Source organism: Arsukibacterium sp. (assembly GCF_033721375.1).
Classification (GTDB): domain Bacteria; phylum Pseudomonadota; class Gammaproteobacteria; order Enterobacterales; family Alteromonadaceae; genus Alishewanella.
Window position 1 is genome coordinate 202,923 of the sequence record NZ_JAWWAP010000003.1, and the last position, 21,921, is coordinate 224,843.

Consider the following 21,921-nt stretch of genomic DNA (forward strand, 5'->3'; position numbering starts at 1 on the left):
ATGAAGAAAACTGCCTTGTTGTCTTTGATGGCCTTGTCTAGCTTGAACGCTTTTGCTGCGCCGACAACCGTGACTCTGGAAGTGCCCACCATGAACTGTTTGACCTGTCCGTATACGGTCAAGAAGGCGTTGAGAAATGTTGAGGGCGTCAGTAAAGCTGAAGTCACCTTTGAAACTAAGTTAGCAGTAGTCACCTTTGACGACGAAAAAACCACAGTAAAAGTACTGATCGAAGCCACTACTAACGCGGGTTATCCGTCAACCATCAAGGAATAAAGAATGACCTGTTCACAGACGACTAAAACACGGGGTTACAAAACAAAAGAAAACCCTTTACCAGAAAACAAAGTACCAGATTCCTGTTGTGAGGGCGAAGATTCAAGTAACAGACCTCTAGACGTCGTTATTATCGGCAGTGGCTCCGGCGCTTTTGCCTGTGCTATCAAAGCCGCTGAAGGTGGTGCCAAGGTCACCCTAATTGAAGGTGCTGACGTCATTGGTGGCTGTTGTGTCAACGTCGGCTGCGTACCCTCAAAAATTCTGATCCGCGCCGCTCAATTGGCTCAGCAGCAACGCATTAATCCCTTTGCCGGATTGGAAAATCATGCGCCTCAATTGAGCCGCGCTTTGTTAGCCCAGCAACAAACCGCTCGGGTCGAAGAGCTGCGCGTGACAAAGTACCAGGATATTCTGGAGACAAACCCGGCGCTTAATTTACTTAAAGGCTGGGCGCATTTTAAAAATGCAAACACTCTGTTAGTCAGAGAAAACGATGGAACCGCGCAGGAGATTCACGCCGATAAAATCCTGATTGCCACAGGCTCTACGCCGACTATCCCTCACATTGATGGATTGGCTGAAACGCCTTACTGGACCTCTACTGAAGCACTTTTTGCCAAGGAATTGCCGCAGCACCTGATAGTGATTGGTTCATCGGTCGTCGCATTAGAAATTGCCCAGGCTTATCGCCGCTTAGGCAGTGAAGTCACTGTATTGGCTAGGCATACTCTGCTGTATCGAAGCGATCCGTTACTGGGTGAAAAGCTCACTGCCTGTTTTGAAAAAGAAGGCATTCGTGTTTTAACCAATATGCAAGCTACTAAAGTTAACCACGATGGCAGTCAATTTACATTAGAGACTAACGCCGGAGCTCTGCGCTGCGATCGATTACTGGTAAGCACCGGCCGACACGCCAATACCGGCCAACTTAAATTGGACGCAGTGGGTATCAGGACCAATAAAAAAGGCGAAATTGTTGTAAACAAGCGCATGGAAACGAATGTTCCCGGTATTTACGCCGCCGGAGATTGCTGCAACATGCCGCAATTCGTCTATGTCGCCGCAGCCGCTGGTAGCCGTGCTGGGATCAATATGACGGGTGGCGACGCCATGCTGGACCTGTCGACCATGCCTGCTGTCATCTTTACCGATCCACAAGTGGCGACCGTTGGACTCACAGAAGAACAAGCCAAAACCCAAGGTATTACAACCGACAGTCGTGTGCTGGACATGGTGCACGTTCCGCGCGCCTTGGCCAATTTCGAAACCGACGGATTTATCAAGCTGGTGATTGAAAAGACTAGCGGACGACTGATTGGTGCACAAATTCTTGCCCACGAAGGCGGTGAACTTATTCAAAGTGCAGCCCTGGCCATTCGCAATCGTATGACTGTCACCGAGCTGGCCGATCAACTATTTCCCTACCTGACAATGGTGGAAGGATTGAAACTTTGCGCCCAGACTTTTAACAGGGATGTTAAAAAACTCTCCTGCTGTGCCGGGTAATCAACTAAAGGGACCTCGCAGAGCCGTCCTGCATCAAGAACGAATAACGACCTGCCCAACCAATTCTGAATTGACGGCGCACTTGTTGTGACATGCTGGCGGGATAAGTTGGCTGATCTGTGCGTCTAACAACACTCATTTCCGCCAGAGCAATACAAACGCATTCGACGTTAGCCGGGCTTTAATATAAGCGCTTTATCCTACTTATCCCGCGTTTTGTCTGAACGCAAGTACTTCCAAAGGGCGGCCACTGCCGCGATTAGGATGACCACTATCAGTAGCCAAATCAACCCCATGCCTATCATCATTCCAGTGCCCATCGTGCCTCCCATGCAATTTATCATATTTTATATTTTCCTAAAGTTATCAAGCTTCTACTGCAGGAAAGTTATGTGGGCCGCTGAAGTGACACACCAACCGGTATATTAAACAGTGTTGCATCAACGGTTTCGGCGGCCTGCACAGTTGTCAAGCTGACCAAGTAAAGGATCAGCATCAATCTACTTCTTTTTTTGATTTACTGTAGAATAGGTATTTAATCATACTTAGTATCGCCAGAACCAACGTAGCGAACAGCAAAATCAGCAACACAGAGCATGCCAGCATGAATCCAGCGCCCATCATGCCGGAGCTTTGCATCATCCCACCTGACACTTGTTCTGCACCTAGGGAGGTGTTTGCAAGCAGAGTGAATGCTAAAAGTAAAAATGAACGCATTAAATTCTTCATGGGTTGTCTCCAATTAAATATGTATAGATCCGAGAATACTGCCGGCCGATATCGAAAGTACGGATCGACACCAACCTGATAAAAGTCGACGGGCCGAACATTGATCTGTACGTCAAACAACTCTCATTGCTGGTAGGCTTGTATCCTCCCTGCTAACAGAATAACACTGCTCGATTCCGTTGCTGCGGTGACGTCTGATCCAAATGCACGTTAAAAACTCAAGGTTGTTAGCTCTAACAATTTTGGATACCGTTTAAGATATAGTGGCATCGAATTGACAAGATGTTTTTCAAACTATGTAACGATCCCATTCACCGTAATGTTCACGGCTACGACGACCACGTGAGAAACTTAGTGCAAATATCAGAATCCCAACAAGTGTTGTAGATACTTGGCCATCAATTTGTCCTCCACCTAGTATCCATGGCGCGATAACTAACCACACACCGAACAATAAGTTAATAAATCTTGCAGGACGAGCTACTTCTGCCATCGAGATAATAGCGATGGTTATGATCAGCGCACCGACGAGATGGTCACTATCCGCAAGAGCCCCGTCTGTACCGAATACCAGACGACTGAACATTAGCCAAAGTCCCAATCCCGCGCTAGCTGAAAGTGTCCAGGGCATGTTGACCCCACGAACTGCCGAATACCAGGCCTCCTTAGGCGAATCCCGGAAATCAGGGCGGGTGTCGACAGTTCCACCAGGCAGAGCATCTCCCTTGAAAAAAGCGCGCCAGAAAGGTCGCCCGCGACGCGTATTCGTAATTAAAAACTGCCCCATGGCCACGAGCTCGTCCAAGGAAAAGGGGATCATGATCAACATTGCAAGCGCGGTAATCAAACAGGGCGTACAATAGGTGCCGATCACTATCGGTTGGATGATGATGAAATAAATGCTGATAACACCAAGTGGGACGACTGCAATTCCGAATAATACTACCATCCAGGGCATGGTCCGCCACCGGCTTCTTCCTCCCATGATGCCCATGAGCACCTCGAAAAGATACACCATCGCTCCAAGCGCGCCATCTGCGATGGGCCAAGCCTTAGATACCTCTGACGTAATAATGAGTTCACTGCCGTTGCGCTCGCTGTTACCCGTGAAGAATGGCTCCCAGACCCAATCAACATGACCCAACTGGTAAGCCGCCAGTACTCGTGCCACGACGAATCCAAAAAGGCCTAACGCAATCATCGGAATTCTCTGCAGATAGGTCGACGGCGAATAGCTCCATCCGGGTGGGACTTCCGAGTCATCCATCATGCTTTGTGCACTCATCCCCGGCATCATTGGTATCAAGATCGTAAAAGCGATAACAAAACAGCCAACTAAAGTGTCGTTCGCATAAACGGCGGCATTCGGTGTCCAGAAAAGAATCGGGGCGAACAACAGCCACACCCCCAACAGCGCGTTCATCCATTGTGCGAGACCACCCCGCCTGGAAAGAGAGAGAACCGCGAAAAGTACAATAAGCAAGCCCACGATCAAATCGTTCCAGGCCGTTAGGAGGTTTCGGACATCCAGATCCCACAGATTGCGCTCCCGGGTAACACCTAACAAAATATCTGAAAACTGGGTATCGGTGAATGTCCCGAAGACAAATGGGCTGGTTGCCAGCCAAATGCCCATCATCATAGTGGCAAAATGCACCCAGAGCATGTTGAAGTGCATATTCTCCATAGCATTTTCATGCTTCCGCATCGATTGTCGCTCTTTGATGGGGTCTGGCTCGACGATCCGTTCATCTGCATGTTCGATTTTGTCATGAGTCACGCGGGCAGCGTTCAACCCATTCTGCTGATACCAAGCATAGGGGTCCTGCTTCAATTGGTTGATCATCGCTGGTAGTGAGTCTTCTAGCCTGTGCGATGGCGTCCACTCGAGTAGTTCTTGCGCTCGGCCTATATCCAGTTCGTAGTGATCATTTGCAATGTCGATCATCCATGACTTCTGAAATACGTTCTCATCAAGCATCGTTTCCTGAACCCACAATCCAGCATGCGCTATCTGCGGTGTAATCGACACCGTTGTCCACTCCTCATCATGAAGCAGTAGTCCCAGCTTCCGCTGCAGCTCTCCATAGCCAATTACATCCTGCTCGCCAATCAAGATCGTTGTGGTATTGGGCAGGTCATTTCGCTTGCAAACCGCTTTATCTATTGCATGTACCAGATCCTGCAAATGCAAATAGGGTTGACCCGTTGACAAAGATCCGGGATATAGGTGCGCGATCAGTTGATGTTCGTAGATCCTGGCAATCTGTTGACTGAGGAATGCTGAATGGCATCCCTCGTCATACACACCCGCCGGACGTAATATCACCAGCGGTATGTCTCCTGACTCCTCTTCAAGAATTTTCTCAGTGAGCAACTTCGATTCCCGATATGGAAGCTTCGGATCCACTGGACTGCTTTCATTGATAGGGTACCCATGTTTAGTGGGCGCATGCACAAGCATTGTGCTTACAAAGACAAACTGATCAACTTTAAATGCCTTCAGACATTCCAAAAGGTTGCGTGTGCCATCAAGCGTCACTGCATCATAGGCGGGATTGGGTTCACCAGTAAGATCAAAGTATGAAGCCAGATGGATTATAGAAGCAATTCTAGCCCCATGAGCTGACCTTATGCGGTCAAACGCAGCATTCAGACTCATTTTATCAGTCAGGTCGATACAGATGCATTCTGCCTCTTTGGGCGGGTGAGGCGAGGTCTCTCTGTCGAAACCAATAACACGGAAATGCAAGGCAAGACGCTTAACGACGGAAGAACCTATATAGCCACTACTTCCAGTTACAATGACGATCTCATCAATGGACTGGTTTGTAGACATTAAATATCCTCCAATTGACTGAACATATGAAAAACTAAGTTTTAGATGCCTACCAGCTATTCCAGATCGTCGAAGAAATTTCCCCAGACCAGAACACGAACGTGAGTAGCCCCGCTGATACCATGATTTAACTTGTTAAAAAATATCTTCTCCACCTCGTGTATTGTCTATTTTTCAGTATGACATCTGTTATTTGTCCATAATCTCTTGTCTAATACAGACATAAGGTGTAGTGGTACATCCTAAAATCTATTCAAATCAGATCGCTAAAAAATTTGGGGCGCCATTTTAGCGCCCCAAATGAATATCAACGGGACATTAACCTAGCAACGAATGTCGGCACCATAAATAATACACTACAGGCAACACCAATAAAGTTAGCACCACTGCGCTTATGATGCCACCCACCATGGGTGCTGCAATTCTACTTACAACTTCCGCATCAGTGCCGTCACTGATCATAATTGGCAATAGTCCAGCGATAGTCGAGACGGTTGTCTAACTTTCAAACGGATACTCGGTATAAAACTTGCTTCACCTCGGGGCAAACATTATCACTGCCATGCCTGCAAGCATTAGCCCCACGCCAGCCAGATCCCAGCGGTGTGGTTGAATGCCATCTACTCCCCATAACCACACTAATGCTACTGTCACATATACTCCGCCGTAAGCTGCATAAACACGCCCAGCAGCCGTTGGATGAAGCGTTAACAACCAGGCAAATAATGCCAGACTGATTGCAGCAGGTAACAGCACCCAGGCTGAAGCTCCTTTTTTCAGCCACAGGTAAGGCAAATAGCAGCCGACAATTTCTGCTATTGCAGTAATGATAAATAAACCTAACGTTGTAATGACGGTCACTTCACTGCACCTTATGCGGATCATCATCCCGACAATTTTCTTGTGTTAGCTCCAGCTCTATCGTGGTATGTGCTAGATCAAACTGATCCAATGCGTTGGCAATGCGCTGTTTGATATCAGCATAACTAGTTGCAGTAAATTCTATACTTGCATCGGTTACCACATGTGCGGTGAGTACATGATGTTCACCATCAAGCGACCAGAGATGCAGGTGATGAATGCTGTCTAACTCATCAATTTTCAGCAAAGTATCTTGGATTTCATTTTGCAATTTGCTATCTGGCGCTGCTTGCAGAAATAAGCGCGCAGTTGTGCTGAGGTTGCGTAAAACATTAACCAAAATAAATAAGGTGAAACCAATAGAAAGCAAAGGGTCTAAAATAGGCCAGTCCACAAATTGCAGAACTATGGCCACAATGAGTACCGCCACCCAACCCAGCACATCTTCCAATAGATGCCAGTTCAGTACTTTCTCATTCAGTGTATTTCCTTTGCTTAGCCGATAAGCGGCATACCCATTAACAGTTACACCAAGAAGTGCCAGTGCAATCATGCCTTCGGTCATTGGCATAACCGGATCGGACAGACGTGGAATGGCTTCCGTTAATATCCATACCGATCCGCCAATAAGAACCAGGCTGTTAACTAACGCACCCAACAATGAGAGCCGGCGATAACCATAAGTAAATTTATGATTTGCAGACTTACGGCCAAGTCGGTTCAATAACCAAGAACTACCAATTGATAAGCAGTCACCTAAATCATGTACCGCATCTGCCATAATTGCCGTGCTGTTGGTTAACCAACCTCCGACAAACTCAATTACGGTAAATACCAGATTAAGAAAAAACGCCATAGCGATGCGACTGTCACTTTCATCTTTTTGCTGGGAGTGATTGTGCTGATGCATGAGTATCCTCTACATTTAGTCCAAAAATAGCTCAGTTGTTTTGACTAACGGCTTTGTTCAATTGTTTTAAAATACCACAGTGCTCAACCGTGCGCTTTGAGGTACAGCTACGACGCAGAGCTTTTAATTGTTTATTAAGCAGTGTTAATTCCGCTATCCGGCGTTCTACCTGCTCGATATGCTGCTCAATCATCTGATTGACATCATCACACTGCGACATTGGCGAGTCATTCAAACTCAGTAACTGACGAATTTCTCCCAAACTTAGATCTAAACTCCGGCAGTGTTTAATAAATAGCAGTCGCTCGATGTCGGCCTGATCATAGAGACGAAAATTGCCATCACTACGTATTTTCGCCGAAAGAAGCTGCTCCTTTTCATAGTGACGGATACTTTGCACAGAACAGTCGGAGATTTTTGCCAGCTCACCAATTTTTATTATCATGCTGCGGCCTATTGACTCTATAGTTACTATAGACTTTAAACTAGGTTCCATAACAACCCAAGGTTTATCGGTAATGAATTCAGAAGACAGCAACAATACTAAGGGTAGTGTCACGAGCAACATTGTAACTAACAGCGCCGACGCACCGGGTTTTCATGAGAAATATAGCAACGTCAGTGAGTTCCGGGTGCCTAAAATGGATTGCATGTCTGAGGAACGCTTAGTACGTATGGCGCTGGAAACAGTTTCGTCTGATGTTCTGTTACAGTTTGATATCCCGCAAAGGCAGGTTCGCGTTTTTCACGCTGATAATGCGAATGAAATTGAAGCAAAAATGAATAGCTTAGGGCTGGGTGCGTCCCTTACAAAAACCGGGGCGGTACAAAAAGAGGAAGTAATCCAGGTCAGCCAATCGACGGCGTCAGGTTCGCAACGGGAGGGTTTTATTCTGAAGTGGTTGCTGGCCATTAATGCTGTGATGTTTGCGGTAGAGTTTGTGACTGGCTGGTTGGCGCAATCGACCGGTTTAATAGCCGACTCTCTGGATATGTTTGCCGACGCAGCCGTATACGGAGTTGCGCTATACGCTGTCGGGCGAAGTAGCAAAACTAAATTAAATGCCGCAAAACTTGCTGGCTGGCTTCAATTGGCTTTAGCGTTGGGAGCGATTAGCGAGGTCATACGGCGGTATCTTTTTGGCAGCGAGCCAGCATCAACTTTGATGATCACTATGGGAGCGATTGCTTTGATTGCTAATGTGACATGCCTGCTACTAATTCATAAACAAAAAGAAAGCGGTGCGCACATGAAAGCCAGTTGGATTTTTTCTGCCAACGATGTTATCGCCAATGTTGGCGTTATTTTGGCTGGCATACTGGTTATTTGGACAGGATCACCTTACCCAGACTTGGTAGTGGGTTTCATCATCGGATTAGTTGTACTCAATGGTGCGCGTAGGATCTTGCAAATTAAAGCGTAAAAGAGTTACTTGTTGTTGTATTGCAATAGCGCTACCATGGCGCTAACTTACTGAGGGATTTATGTCAGGTCGTACATCAGGCTTATTATTACTATTGCTGATTATGCTGAATCATGCCGTGATGGCCTGTGATGCATTAGTTATGCATTTGCCTGATCATGCCCATGCCTACACCGACCTGCAACATGAACACTGCCACTCAGATACCCTTTTCGACGTAAGCAGTGAGCAAATCACTGCACATAACGTTGAACATAACTCTGAGCATGAAGCCGACGAACACAGTAATCATGCTCATGTCTCCTGCTATATCGCTTTTTTTCAGGGCATGGAACTACTTAACTTCCGTGACAGCGTTATAGCCGCTACCCAACCAGGGTTAAACCTCATTAGCTATCGCCCACCGGTTCCTCCACCAAATATCTGATCCTGCTTGTTTATCTTTTTTTATTAACGATTAACTTTCAGGAGCATACCCATGCGTATGACACTAATGCTGCCAGCAATACTGGCGGCGGTATTTTGCGCGCTTCCGCTACGTGCCGAGCCGCAAGCACTGACATTACAACAGGCAATAGATAAAACACTGCAACACAACCCGCAGCTGCATCAGTTTAAATTTACCCAACAGCGACTGCTGGCAGAGCGTGAGGTGCAAAGCCTTAAACCCGGTTATCAACTCGGTGTAGATCTTGAGAACGTTGCGGGCACCGGAGAGGCCAGAGGGCTGGCCGGTGCTGAGCTGACAGTCGCCTTGTCTTCCGTGATAGAGCTGGATAATAAAGCTCAGTGGCGCGCTGCGGTAGTAGACGCCAGGCTCAATACTCTTGATTGGCAGCAACAAGCGCAAACCCTCGATGTGCTGGCAGAGCTTACCCGCAATTATATTAATCTATTGGCCAGCCAGCAGGAATTGACACTGACAGAAGAGGCCGTAGAGCTCTCAGAAGCCCTGCTGCAAAGCGCAGAAAAACGTGCCGCCAGCGGTGCTTTGTCAGATGCTGAAATCATGCGCGCAAAGGCGCAACTGGCTCAGGTTCAGATCGGGCGGGACGCCCTGTTGCAGCGCATTGAGCGGCAAAAAATAGCCATAGCACGTTTTTGGGGTGATACCAGCGCCAACTTTAACGTTGTGGCAGGTAATTTGTTTGCTTTTGGTCAAAGCCGCCCTTTTGCCGAGCTGTATCAGCGGCTGCAACAATCGCCGGCGCTAACCATTTTTGCCTCTGAACGTCGGTTAAAAGACGCCGAAGTGCGATTGGCGCAAAGCCAAAATCGCGCCGATCTGAGTTGGCAAGTAGGGGTAAGACGCTATCAGGCCAGTGATGATACAGGCCTTACCTTTGGTATCTCAGTGCCGTTATTTGCTGAACGTCGCAATAGTGCAGCCATCGAAGCTGCGCTGGCAGAGCGAAACAATGTTGAGTATCGGCAGCAGGATAGCTTACTGATCCTGCATGAGCGCTTGTTTGATGCGTACTCGCAACGGCAGCAATTTATTACCAGTCACCAACAGTTGGCGCAGTACGTGATCCCCAACCTGGAACAAGCGCTGGATCTTACTCGTGATGCTTTCCAGCGCGGGCGCTCAAATTATCAGGATTGGCTTAATGCCCAGCAAGAATTGTTGCAGGCAAAAAGACAAATACTGGAAACCGCCACTGCGGTGCTATTGAGCCAGGCGACGATTGAACAGCTTACCGCCGAGCCGGTAACCCAGTAACCGACAAGATTATTGCCCCGCTGCCGCACTTCATTAACTGTGCGACGTGGCAAACAAAACATACAGGAAGATAGCATTATGAAACCACATGTAACACTGGCAATGTTTATAGCAGTCTGGCTTATGCCGATGCATGTAATGGCCGCCAATGAGCAAGAACATGCGCATGTCCATGCCAAAGAGCAAGCGGTAAAACCGCAATCTGACGCTAAGAAAAATGAAGAGCACGAAGAACATGGCGAGAACGAAGAACATGAAGAACACAATGAGCATGAAGGGCACGACGAAAACGACGAGCATGAACACAATGAAACCCTAAGCAGCAGCATTAGTGATGATATTGCTACAGCGGTAAATATTGTCACTGATCGTGCTGACAGCCAGTTATTACGCCAACATCAGGTAGTTTATGGCAAGCTTAGCGCTGATCCAAACCGCATCAGCCATGTTAATGCCCGTTTTCCCGGTATTCTTACCTCGGTGAAGTTCTCGCTGGGTGACAGCGTAAAGGCAGGCGATGTACTGGCCGTTGTCGAGTCAAATGAGAGCTTAAATACCTATGCCATTAAAGCACCAATTGACGGCGTTATTATTCAGCGCAGCGCCAATGTTGGTGAAGTCGCACAGCAGCAGACGCTGTTCAGCATTGCTGATTTTGGCAGCCTGTGGGTAGATTTTCGCCTGTATCCGTCACAACAAGTTGCTGTCGCGACAGGGCAAAACGTGGTCATTATGGCCGCTGACACTGAGATTAAAGGCGTAATTGCGCATATCATCCCGTCATTAACCCAGCCGTATCAACTGGCCAGAGTTAAGCTGGATAACCGTGACGGTAAACTGTCGTCCGGGCAAATGATCGAAGGAGCTGTGATAAGCGGTGAATTCAACGTTGAGCTTGCCGTTAAAAAATCTGCCATTCAAATACTGGACAATAAAAGCGGTGTCTTCGTGAAAAACAATAGCGAATATGTCTTTTCCCCATTGCAGCTTGGCCGTAGCGACATGGATTATGTCGAAGTGATTGCCGGTTTAAAGCCCGGCCAGTTGTATGTCACTACAAACAGCTATCTGTTAAAAGCGGATATTGAAAAATCTGAAGCCGAGCATGATCATTAAGGGGGCACTATGATTGAATCCATGTTGCGCCTGGCTATTGCGAGGCGGTATCTATTTTTAACGCTGACACTGTTGATTATTGCCATTGGTAGTTGGAGCTACCAACAGTTACCGATTGATGCAGTGCCGGATATTACTAACGTTCAGGTGCAAATAAACACGGCGGCACCGGGTTATTCGCCACTTGAAGCAGAGCAGCGTATTACCTATCCGGTAGAAACTGCCCTGTATGGCTTACCCAATTTAAGTTATACCCGCTCATTGTCACGCTATGGCTTGTCTCAGGTAACGGTGGTGTTTGAAGAAGGTACGGACATCTACTTTGCCCGCAATTTAATCAACACCCGATTGGGCGCTATCAAGGATATGTTGCCTGAGGGCATAGAGCCTGAAATGGGCCCTATTTCAACCGGGCTTGGTGAAATCTTTATGTATACGGTGCAGGCCAAGCCGGGCGCGCTGCAACAAAATGGTTCACCTTACGATGCCATGGCACTGCGGGAAATCCAGGACTGGATCATAAAACCACAATTAGCACAGGTTAAAGGTGTGGTGGAAGTAAACAGTATTGGTGGCTACAACAAGCAATACCATGTGTTACCCGACCCACTGAAACTGCTTAATTATGGCCTGAGTATTAAGGATGTTGAACTGGCCCTGCAAGCCAACAATGACAACCGGGGGGCCGGTTATATTGAACGTGAGGGCATGCAACTGTTGGTACGCTCGCCCGGTCAGTTAACCTCACTGGATGACATTGCTAATGTCATTATTACGCAATACGACACAATACCGGTAAAGCTGAGTGACGTTGCCGATGTTGCCATTGGCAAAGAGCTGCGAACTGGTGCAGCAACTCAGGATGGCAAAGAAGCGGTGCTGGGTACAGCCATGATGTTAATTGGTGAAAACTCACGCACAGTGGCACGGGATGTGGCGCAAAAGCTGGAGCAGATCAAAAGCTCTCTGCCAGAGGGTGTAATTGCTGAAGCAGTATATGACCGCACCACCTTAGTGGATAAAGCCATTGCAACCGTCAGTAAAAACCTGCTGGAAGGCGCATTACTGGTGATCGTAGTGTTGTTTATCCTACTGGGCAACCTGCGGGCGGCGTTAATCACTGCGGCGGTGATCCCGCTATCAATGCTGATGACCATTACCGGCATGGTACAAGCCGGCGTTTCTGCCAACCTGATGAGCCTGGGTGCGCTGGATTTTGGCTTAATTGTTGATGGTACGGTGATTATTGTCGAAAATGCGGTTCGCCGCCTGGCACAGGCACAACACAACGGCAGTATCCAACCGCTGAGAGAGCGCTTAAATACAGTGTATCTGGCAACAGCAGAGGTTATCCGGCCCAGTTTGTTCGGTGTGGCTATCATTACCATAGTGTATATCCCTATTTTTTCGCTGACCGGTGTCGAAGGTAAAATGTTTCATCCAATGGCAGCGACTGTGGTGATGGCCCTGTTATCAGCTATGGTGTTGTCGCTGACCATTGTGCCTGCCGCTGTGGCGGTGTTCTTAAATGGTAAAATCAGTGAAAAAGAAAGTGCGGTTATAAGAGGCGCTAAAACCCTGTACGCACCTCTATTAGCGCTGGCACTGAAATTTCGCTGGCTGGTGATTGGCTTGGCCAGTGCTCTGGTTGGTGTGTGTCTGTGGTTGGCGACCACGTTGGGGGCGGAGTTTGTGCCTCAGCTTGATGAGGGCGATATCGCTTTACATGCCATGCGTATTCCGGGCACCGGGTTAGAACAAGCCGTTGCAATGCAGGAAATTCTGGAGGAAAAGATCAAAACCTTTGCTGAGGTTGATAAAGTGTTTGCCAGAATTGGTACGGCAGAAGTGGCGACCGATCCGATGCCACCCAATGTGGCTGACAACTTTGTGATATTAAAACCGCGCAGTGAATGGCCCAATCCGGATAAAACCAAAGCCCAATTGGTCACTGAAATGGAAGCTGCTTTGGCGACATTGCCGGGCAATAACTATGAATTTACCCAACCTATTCAGATGCGTTTTAATGAACTGATTTCTGGTGTACGAGCAGATCTGGGTATTAAGGTATTTGGTGATGATTTAGATCAGCTGGTTACAAGCGCTAATCAAATTCTGCAAGCGGTCAACAAGGTGCAAGGTGCTGCGGATACTAAAGTAGAGCAAGTCACTGGTTTGCCAACCTTGTCGGTGATCCCCAACCGAACCGCGCTTGCACGTTACGGCTTAAATGTGGTTGAACTACAGGACTGGATATCAGCGGCAATTGGTGGTAGGTCGGCCGGTATTCTGTATGAAGGCGACAGACGCTTTGAGCTGATTGTGCGCTTGCCGGAAACCCTGCGTCGCGATCTGGACAAACTGGCGGTGTTGCCGGTGCCATTGCCAAATGGGGACTTTGTACCGTTACAGGAAGTAGCTACCTTAGATTTATCGCCTGCACCGGCGCAAATTAGTCGTGAAAATGGCAAACGCCGGGTAGTCGTAACTGCGAATGTGCGCGGGCGAGACCTTGGTAGTTTTGTAGAAGAGGTAAAGGCCCAAATCAACCGTGACGTTACATTACCAGCCGGTTACTGGCTGGATTATGGTGGTACTTTTGAGCAGCTGGAGTCCGCCAGTCAGCGCCTTAGCATCGTTGTGCCTGTTACGTTACTGCTGATCTTAGGTATTCTGGTGATGGCTTTTGCGTCATTTAAAGATGCGTTGATTATCTTCAGCGGTGTGCCGTTGGCGCTCACCGGTGGTGTGTTGGCCTTGTATTTGAGGGGTATGCCTTTATCAATCTCTGCTGGCATTGGCTTTATCGCCTTATCAGGCGTAGCGGTGTTGAACGGCCTGGTGATGCTGAGCTTTATTCGCGATCTCTGGCGTGAGAAAGGTGACTTGCTGTTAGCGATAACGGAAGGCGCGCTGACCCGGCTGCGTCCTGTGCTAATGACCGCTTTGGTCGCGAGCCTTGGTTTTGTGCCGATGGCGATTAATATTGGCACCGGTGCTGAAGTGCAGCGACCGCTGGCGACAGTGGTTATTGGCGGCATTATTTCGTCAACCTTGCTGACGTTGCTAGTATTGCCGGTGCTATATCATTGGGTGCACAAAAACGATAACCGTAAACAGCAAACGGAATAATCATTAACCTGCTTCGCTACTATGTTAAGCTGTGGGCGACAACAGAGGGTAGCGTAGCAGTGTGTTGAAGTATCGTGTAAGAAATAAATCTCTATCATGATACTTCAATTTTATTACATCTTAATTACTCAACAAACTAACAAATGCGTAGTGGATACTTTTTTAACTTTAAACCAATCATAATTTATGTAAAAAGCATGATTAATCCACCAACTATCATGAACAAGTTTTCGGACAGGGAAACAAATCCAAGTGGAACATTGCTGTCACCACCGACACACGCGCATTTAAGGTCACGTTTATCAATATAAACAGCTTTAAAAACGGAAATAGCGCCCACCGTTCCTATAAAAATAGAGAAAGGAGCTATTGCCATCGCTGGGAGTTGTGCAACCATTCCGATACCGGCAAAAGCCTCAACAAATGGATAAATATACCCATACCTAATCCATTTCATTGCCAGTAAATCATATGTGATAAAGGAATTTGTGAAGCTATATAAATCTTTGAGTTTTTGTACCGCGAGCAGTGTCATTGAAAAAGCAATAAAGAGCATTAGCGTTCGTATTGATAAATATTCACCTGAAACAGAATACTGAAAAGCCCAAGCCAACAACGCAGCAACGGAAAAGATAGTAATTACGGGGGTGTAAGTCGTTCCCGTTTGCCCCGCTTGTCCCTTATTGAAATATTCACGCAAATCGTCATATCCGCCAATTCGCTCGTTATCAATAAAAGTCTGTGGTGTTGTTTTAACACCGTGCTTTTCTTTGAACTGATCGGTCTCTTCACGCGAAGTTAAATGGTTGTCTTCGACCTTATAGCCTTCCCTTTCCAATAAATCTTTTGAACGCAACCCATAAGGACATATATGCTCGTCAGTAACCATTCTGTAAATTATTGCGGTCTTACTCATCATTGTCTCCTTTGTTCAGCTACCTTCAAAATTAGGTATGGGTCGTTTGCCAGCTTCATCAACGGTAGTTGCTTTACCATTATCTTTTATATCTTGTATTAGCCACTCCATTTCCTCAATTTCCTTCCTCTGAGCCTTAATTATACCCTCAGCCAGCTTACGAACTCTGATATCGTTAATGTTGGAGCGTTCACTGGTAAGAATTGCAATGGAATGATGAGGAATCATCGCTTTCATGTAGGCGGTATCAGATATTAAGGTTTGCGAGCGAACTAGGTATAAATTACCAGCAAATAGCACCATGGCACCCAGTAGAATAACAGCATTAAGTTTTTTATTCGTATACATGCCAAGCATAAACACCAGCATGATAATGGCCATACCAGCTCCCATGTAGAGAGCCATATACATCCTGGTTTCGCTGAACCAAATATGTGATACCGCGTACGTGTTTAAATACATCATTACAAGCATCGCAATAGTTGAGGTAAATATCATTGCTGCAAATTTTATGTATTTCATGTGTAATCCTTACTTAAGAAAGCTCTCAGGTGTGAAAAACATTCTTGAATGACTTGAAGTTTTCGACAATCTTTTGAATTAATTCAATATTTGTGCCAATAGTGCATAAATACGGAGGTGGCGCGGAGAGTGCACACGTTGCTTCTTCTGCACAACTGCGTATTTCAGTGATCCCTAACAGCGATTCAGGAGTTTATTCAATGATCTGTTAACGGTTCTGTTCAGTTCTGGTTGCAATGTATATGCAAGTATATAAGCGGCGATCTTGACCTTTATCAACCCAACTTACCTGGCAGTCTATGTGGGGGACGCGTGCAACCGAGAAGTTGAGACTAGCTATCAAAAATTCCAATGATTTCACCAGTGTCAGAGTTAACACTAAATACTTTTTCTGTCACACCTAACTTATGTGCCAATTGATTTTTCAAATCAATATGTTCGCTTCTTAGCTGATCGTTCAATCGATAGCACTCAGTAAGCTTTACAATTAACTCGATTGGTTTTTGCGCTTTATTGTCCCGCCATGTCAGAGTAGTTGTCCGCACCGCCTGCGCAATACGTAAGTATCGGTACCCATCTCAATGCGGGCGACATCGCGCAAGCTCGTCACCTAGCCGTCGCTGTCCGTACGAATGATGATGTTGCCGAACTGCTCCTCGTCGGTCAACCGCCCGAGCGTGTTCACCGTCACTTGGAACGCCGCACTGGAATTGGGAGCTTGATCAACGGAGCCGGCCGCCACCTGCACGTTTTGCTCGCGCACAGCGGCACTTTATCTCTTCGTCTATTTTTTTTAAGGTATTACGCAGGTAAGCTCTGTTCTGTGGCGAGTCGTTAAACTGGGTTTGTTCACTGAAACGCTGGCCTAGAACCTTTAAACGCAGAACTAAATTACCTGCACTATCACTGATTATTGTCCTCATTTTATAGCTCTGTTCAGTACAACATGTGCTCTTTTTATGAAAAAACCAGTTATGATTAAAACTAGGCAACCGGGGAGGGAAAATGTTTAGGTACCATTTGATGACACTAATCGAGAAGAAATCTTTTGATGATGGGAGACGCGTTACGATTAATGATATTTCCGATGCAACTGGGATACATCGTGCGACCCTATCTAAAATGATTAACGCCCCGGGCTGCAATGTCACACTTGATACCATTGATCGCCTCTGCAAATTTTTCCAGGTTCCCGTTGAACAGATCATCGAACACATTCCTGATAAGTAGTTAATCAAGACAGATTTAGTCCGGCCAACAATCCAATGTCCGCTGCAAATGGCGTAGCAATAGACTCTTAACTTCTCCCGCTGGCAAATCTGCCAGAAATGAATCCTGATGTGACGTCCCCGAAAGCCAGCTCAGAAGTGCATCCGCATTACTCCTCTCATTGCCATTTCCCATGGCAACAACAAGGTTCTGGCTGCGAGGATTGATCTGAAGTGAGGTAAGCAAGTAGTCTCGCAAGCTGCGTAAACGCCTCTGTTGTGATTTATGCTCGTGCATTGACTGCAAAAACGTATTCGCCGAGATGGTTATCATAGAATTCTCCTGTATGAAACCCTGACCATCCCTGGCGAATATGGATATCCCTACTTCAGCACTTACTTAGCCATTTTCAGTTGCTCACCCTAAATGTAGATTATAATCGACATAAGTCAAGTTAAATATACAAATATTTTATGGTATCTTCCATTACTGGGGGTTTCTGTCCCTACCTCGCATCGCTGTTTTAAAGCTAATTCCCATTGGATTATCCAACTCTAACGGGTTGATACCTTTTAAGTGGCAGTTATGCATCCAGCGTGTAAACCGCTTTTCGTATTCCTCAACACGTTTTTTCAACGCAGCATTTTCCTCTCGGAGTACCTCAACCTCTTCCTTGTCGGATATTTTTTTCGACAACGTGCGTTTACGTTCCCTAAGCGCTTTCTTAGCCTCATCAAACTTATCCTTAATTGCCGAATTTGCACTGAGCGCCTGACGGGAAAACCCAAATGCCTTTACGAGATAATCCCAGGTTAATCCTGGTCCAAGTAGTCCTGTCGCCCACTCGTCCAGTAAGGCGATGATCTGCTGCTCGTGTGATTTAGTGATATACCTGTTGAGCATCACTACACCTCACATGAGTCACGGCCGTTGGGGAAAATTTGAACAATATCCCCCGGGGCATAGCTGGAGTCTTTCTCGATGGCCAATGCTGTGTTGCAACCATCCACTAGCTCTTTATGATGGCGATACCACTCGTTGGCGCCGGTAAAACCATCCTCAGCATCTTCAAGTGCTCTTTCCATTTGCACCTGCGCAATTTTTTTGCGCTCAGTAAGCCGGGCAATTTCGCTGGGATCACCTTTCGTTCTGCGGTAATGCTTGCAGTTGTGTAAGCAAGCATAATGCAGTCCGCAGGGCCCCTGTACATAGTCATGCCGGCAGCGGCCAATATCCATCAGATGCGAGCTTCCTAAGCTTTCCAGATCTTGTGTTAGCTCATCTGGTGTAAGCAACGGGAATTGCCTTGCTAGGGTAGCCGCTTGTTCAACTGACACATCTGCCCTGGGTTGGAATATGGCTTTTTGCACATTGTGCATCACATTTCTGGCGGCTTCAGGCTGAAGCCGATGATTGTAAGCCTTGTTGTCACGCGTCCCCGCACGCAGGAAGTTTTTGGCAATATCCTCCTGAGAGAACATGTCCGACTCCTGCATAATGGTATTTAGCAGATGTCTGAATTGATGTGTTCGCACCTCTGGCGCGTCTTCAAACCCCTCAAGCTCAGGAAACGAATAGCGTTCGAATACGTTCTTCATGCGTGCTTCGTCTTTTGACACCCTGGACACGTAATCCCGCCCCTTAAAGAAGTCCTGGATTTGCGTGCCGGTTAAAGGCTCAGCAAAAACATTGAGCATTTCTTTGGGGGTATACTGATCCTTAAAACGCAAAGTGATGAGATCCCACACCGGCACTTTAATTCTGCCCATGCCGACCCCGTCAAGAATGGCGTGAATGCGTTCTTTGTAGGCATCACTAAATCCTTTGTGGATATCTGCGACCCTGAAGAACGTGCTCTTGCGTTTTGAGCCGGGGGCAGGCATAACACCATAGCGCTTTAATGTCGTGATGGTGTTGCTGATCGACGAGGCTCCAAAAACGTCCATGATTTGACGTGAGGTAAGCAGCTGTTCATCATCAAACTGCATGAACTTTGTCCATTTGCCTTGTTCCAATAAAGTGCGGCACACGGTTCGATGCTCTTCAGATAACATCTTAAGGCGATCGATCGCGGTGAAGATAAGATCAGTCATGCTTGGGGGAACGATTTTGCTATCCCATACATAGCGTTTTCTGGCCAGCACTCTGATTTTCAATATCCGGCAGAAACGACCAGATTGAGGATCAAGTTCCGGCTCGTACGCCATAAACTCCTCACGTGACGGAACGCAGTTCAAGTCTAAACTGACAAATTCGTCCATCCGAAAACCACAAGCCATCAAAATAACAGCCATACAAGTAAGCGCTTTATCACGCTCTTCAAGCTCATCGTAGTGAAACCAAAGCGCAGAAATAAAAACCAACACAGCCGACTTTGGTAATTTCTCGGCACGATGTTTAACATGCTCTGGGGCATTGCCGGATTGAAGTCGCCCGCCGTGCTTAAAATCCCTGGGGATCGGGTTTTCCCAGTTGATTGGCATCACCGACAAACCAAGCTGCTGCATTCTGTCGGAAATGTAACTTAACTTCTCTCCCGTGGTATAGAGCGTGGTCGCTTCTTCGCCTTGGGCCATGGCAAGTTTCAACGCTTCGTCGAATAGTCCTGGCGTTAAATCAATGACGTGTCGACATCCATTCAACTCTGCCACTTCGTACAAGTAGCGCAAGGCACGCATTGCGACCATATGCGCGTTGTGGCTGATTGGCTTGTTCGCGTGCGCCGTTACGATTAGAGCCTTTGCAAATGACGAAAACGGCTCAGTAAAAGGCGTTTCATCTCCTTTTTTTTGTTTATGACGTTTCTTAAGCCCAGAGCGTTGCGTAAACAACACATTACTTTTCTGCGTTGTGCTTCTTAGGCTGACGGTTGACTCAAACCCCCTGAGATCCCAAATATGACTTTGCCAGTCAACCTTGTCCCGGAAAATCAATTTGCACAACTTCTGGCTCACCTTGACCAGGAGGGCAAAGTTCTGCTCGCAATTGGTCGTCGGCGTCCACAGTTGGACAATCTTGCCAAGCGGATTGTCGTGTTCCTGTGCGTCTTGATTTGGTAATAGCACCTGTAACTGCAATGCGTTCGACTTACTCATGACCCACCTCCAGACGCTCGACTAATTCACTACAAGCTTTAACGTGTGTGACGGTGTAGAACCCGGGTGGGGCATCGTCACCAAACTTCTCCCTGATCTCGTTTTGCATCGCAACAAGCACCTCCTGGTGGACCGAGACATCGTTCGATGCTTCGAACTTATTGCAACCGTAACAAGAATAGGGTGGCTGAAGTCGGCAGGGAGCCCCCTTTGCACACAAGCCGATCCCAACCAACTTTCGCAGTGAATCTGGGCCAAACACGGTACGCACGTTATTGCGTTCAACCAGCTCTTTCAGAGTGATTTTCCCATCAAAGTAAGCCAGGTGATCCGTGAAGTGTTTTTGGTAAACCGCATCGATCTTTAATGCAAAGCTCACACCCAACTGGTAGTAAACCATCACATGCTGCAAATCATCGTGGTCCAGCAATTCCATCAGCGCATAGGAAGGCGTTCCCATTGCCGCGGCGTGAGTGGCAAAGGTTTTACGAAGTCGCCTCGGCGTCAACTTAAGACCTAACGCAGGTAACCCGTCTTTAACACGTTTTTCATCAATAAACGCCATAACCTCAGAGGGCAATTTGGCGAAATAGTCCTTCCCCGGTGAGGCAGCAAAACGCTCAAACGTTACCTTTTTGGCCTTTCGTTCAGAGGCGTTTGTACCGCGAAAAATAGGCTGATCATCCTGGGTCAGGATGCTGCGATCAGAAAACAGATCTCTGTACTGAGCGGAGATCTGTTTCTCAATCAGCTCTCCGAGAAATGCCGGAAGCACTCTTTGCTTAAAACGCTGCCTGGGTAAGGTATAGCGTTTTTTCACCGAGGGAACATTGAGCATATAAGTTTTGTGCCCATTGGATTTGTCGATGTTAACAGCGAAATCACAGGTCATGAGCAACATCAATTGCCTTGGCCTGACACCAAGGACAACAAAAATCCAGGTTGCCACCAGTTTAGGAAAAAGCGGATCGTAAGGTGTAATGTGACTACAGCACTCTGTCAGCGCTTTTCTAAGCTTACTGAGTTCATCAGACCGAAAAGGGGAGCGACCTTCAATGTAGGCGAGTACATCCTGTCCTTTCATGTTGCCTTTGAATTTCAACTTTGACAGAACCTGGCACGTCTTACGCTGAAAGAGCGATAACGCTAATTGGTGTGATTGCGTATACCAGTGGCGCAAGGAGCTCAGACTTGTCTCGTCGTTTTGAGTCCGCTGAGTTGCGATGTAATCAAAGAGGTATTCACTCAGTTGATCACCTACGCTCTCGTCTGATTCCCACTCATCTACTGAGTTAAAGAATTTTTTGAGCACGTCAAAATAACCGCTCACCGTATCTGGCGCGAGGCCAGAGAGGAAATACTCGAATGTATATTTAACTTGGCTGGTAAGCTCTTCTGGTAATCTTGAGAGAAACGACCAATTGAGAGTTACAGCGTCGCTTTCCCCTATCTGCCAAACGTCACCTAATGTATCAATCTGACGTGAACGACTTTTGATTGACGTTTTGTTGAACAAAGGTCTTTCTAAAGGTGGGATAACGGCGTTGAATTTTAAACGCGAGCGGCGTGGTTGTGTCATGGGCTCTTACCTCTTTGGCCATGAAATACCCCTCCCTATTGCATAAGGCTTGCGGGTGTACTTCGTTTTAATGGCTAAGTA

At 47.0% G+C, this 21,921-nt stretch carries 19 protein-coding genes and 2 pseudogenes; 7 read left to right on the top strand and 14 right to left on the bottom strand.

Features of this window, described 5'->3' with window-relative positions; translation table 11 throughout:
* Positions 1-1,785 (top strand): annotated as a pseudogene (gene merA / locus R3187_RS06040) (mercury(II) reductase).
* 495 nt (positions 1,786-2,280) lie between these two features.
* Here merA and R3187_RS06045 read toward each other — a convergent pair.
* The 6 genes and pseudogenes from R3187_RS06045 to cadR form a co-directional block, all read right to left on the bottom strand.
* Positions 2,281-2,514: a hypothetical protein gene (locus R3187_RS06045; protein ID WP_290622046.1), complete on the bottom strand. Its 234-nt coding sequence runs from the start codon at positions 2,512-2,514 to the stop codon at positions 2,281-2,283.
* A gap of 289 nt (positions 2,515-2,803) precedes the next feature.
* Positions 2,804-5,353, bottom strand: a complete 2,550-nt coding sequence (locus R3187_RS06050; protein WP_318965802.1) for an NAD-dependent epimerase/dehydratase family protein — start codon at positions 5,351-5,353, stop codon at positions 2,804-2,806.
* Between the two features lie 318 nt (positions 5,354-5,671).
* Positions 5,672-5,839 (bottom strand): annotated as a pseudogene (locus R3187_RS06055) (efflux RND transporter permease subunit); the annotation flags it as partial.
* A 48-nt stretch (positions 5,840-5,887) separates the two neighbouring features.
* A complete protein-coding gene (locus tag R3187_RS06060; RefSeq protein ID WP_213995626.1) occupies positions 5,888-6,214 on the bottom strand; it encodes a YnfA family protein in 327 nt (108 codons plus the stop codon).
* A 1-nt stretch (position 6,215) separates the two neighbouring features.
* Complete coding sequence (locus R3187_RS06065; protein WP_213995627.1) at positions 6,216-7,124, bottom strand: cation diffusion facilitator family transporter; 909 nt, start codon at positions 7,122-7,124, stop codon at positions 6,216-6,218.
* Between the two features lie 31 nt (positions 7,125-7,155).
* Positions 7,156-7,569, bottom strand: coding sequence for a Cd(II)/Pb(II)-responsive transcriptional regulator (gene cadR / locus R3187_RS06070; RefSeq protein WP_213995628.1), 414 nt, complete (start codon positions 7,567-7,569; stop codon positions 7,156-7,158).
* Between the two features lie 73 nt (positions 7,570-7,642).
* Here cadR and R3187_RS06075 point away from each other — a divergent pair, with 73 nt between their 5' ends.
* From R3187_RS06075 to R3187_RS06095, 5 genes are all read left to right on the top strand, one after another.
* Positions 7,643-8,548 carry a cation diffusion facilitator family transporter gene (locus tag R3187_RS06075; RefSeq protein WP_318965803.1) on the top strand — a complete coding sequence of 302 codons (906 nt, stop codon included), beginning with the start codon at positions 7,643-7,645 and terminating at the stop codon, positions 8,546-8,548.
* Positions 8,549-8,609: 61 nt separating this feature from the next.
* On the top strand, positions 8,610-8,975 hold the full coding sequence (locus R3187_RS06080; protein WP_213995630.1) for a cobalt transporter: 366 nt from the start codon (positions 8,610-8,612) through the stop codon (positions 8,973-8,975).
* A 51-nt stretch (positions 8,976-9,026) separates the two neighbouring features.
* A complete protein-coding gene (locus R3187_RS06085) occupies positions 9,027-10,271 on the top strand; it encodes a TolC family protein (RefSeq protein ID WP_019677885.1) in 1,245 nt (414 codons plus the stop codon).
* 78 nt (positions 10,272-10,349) lie between these two features.
* Entirely contained in the window at positions 10,350-11,387 is a 1,038-nt protein-coding gene (locus tag R3187_RS06090) for an efflux RND transporter periplasmic adaptor subunit (RefSeq protein ID WP_318965804.1), read from the top strand.
* 9 nt (positions 11,388-11,396) lie between these two features.
* A complete protein-coding gene (locus tag R3187_RS06095) occupies positions 11,397-14,519 on the top strand; it encodes a CusA/CzcA family heavy metal efflux RND transporter (protein ID WP_318965805.1) in 3,123 nt (1,040 codons plus the stop codon).
* Between the two features lie 184 nt (positions 14,520-14,703).
* On the opposite strand, the gene R3187_RS06100 is transcribed toward R3187_RS06095, so the two are convergent.
* From R3187_RS06100 to R3187_RS18795, 4 genes are all read right to left on the bottom strand, one after another.
* Positions 14,704-15,435, bottom strand: a complete 732-nt coding sequence (locus R3187_RS06100) for a glutaredoxin (protein WP_318965806.1) — start codon at positions 15,433-15,435, stop codon at positions 14,704-14,706.
* A 15-nt stretch (positions 15,436-15,450) separates the two neighbouring features.
* Positions 15,451-15,957 carry a DUF305 domain-containing protein gene (locus R3187_RS06105; protein WP_290619611.1) on the bottom strand — a complete coding sequence of 169 codons (507 nt, stop codon included), beginning with the start codon at positions 15,955-15,957 and terminating at the stop codon, positions 15,451-15,453.
* 610 nt (positions 15,958-16,567) lie between these two features.
* Positions 16,568-16,720 (bottom strand): hypothetical protein, encoded by a 153-nt coding sequence (locus tag R3187_RS06110; protein WP_318965807.1) that lies wholly within the window; start codon positions 16,718-16,720, stop codon positions 16,568-16,570.
* Positions 16,680-16,880, bottom strand: coding sequence for an Arm DNA-binding domain-containing protein (locus tag R3187_RS18795; RefSeq protein ID WP_413229015.1), 201 nt, complete (start codon positions 16,878-16,880; stop codon positions 16,680-16,682). The genes R3187_RS06110 and R3187_RS18795 overlap by 41 nt, the downstream gene beginning before the upstream one ends.
* Before the next feature lie 100 nt (positions 16,881-16,980).
* Between R3187_RS18795 and R3187_RS06115 the strand changes: the two genes are divergently transcribed.
* On the top strand, positions 16,981-17,187 hold the full coding sequence (locus tag R3187_RS06115; protein ID WP_301003581.1) for a helix-turn-helix domain-containing protein: 207 nt from the start codon (positions 16,981-16,983) through the stop codon (positions 17,185-17,187).
* 15 nt (positions 17,188-17,202) lie between these two features.
* On the opposite strand, the gene R3187_RS06120 is transcribed toward R3187_RS06115, so the two are convergent.
* The 4 genes from R3187_RS06120 to R3187_RS06135 form a co-directional block, all read right to left on the bottom strand.
* A complete protein-coding gene (locus tag R3187_RS06120) occupies positions 17,203-17,499 on the bottom strand; it encodes a hypothetical protein (protein WP_318965808.1) in 297 nt (98 codons plus the stop codon).
* Positions 17,500-17,652: 153 nt separating this feature from the next.
* On the bottom strand, positions 17,653-18,069 hold the full coding sequence (locus tag R3187_RS06125; RefSeq protein ID WP_213995612.1) for a hypothetical protein: 417 nt from the start codon (positions 18,067-18,069) through the stop codon (positions 17,653-17,655).
* A 2-nt stretch (positions 18,070-18,071) separates the two neighbouring features.
* The gene (locus R3187_RS06130; protein ID WP_213995611.1) at positions 18,072-20,261 is read right to left on the bottom strand and encodes a hypothetical protein; all 2,190 of its coding nucleotides are present in this window, start codon (positions 20,259-20,261) and stop codon (positions 18,072-18,074) included.
* Positions 20,254-21,840, bottom strand: a complete 1,587-nt coding sequence (locus R3187_RS06135) for a tyrosine-type recombinase/integrase (RefSeq protein ID WP_213995610.1) — start codon at positions 21,838-21,840, stop codon at positions 20,254-20,256. Before R3187_RS06135 ends, R3187_RS06130 begins: the two co-directional genes overlap by 8 nt.
* Between the last annotated feature and the right edge of the window lie 81 nt (positions 21,841-21,921).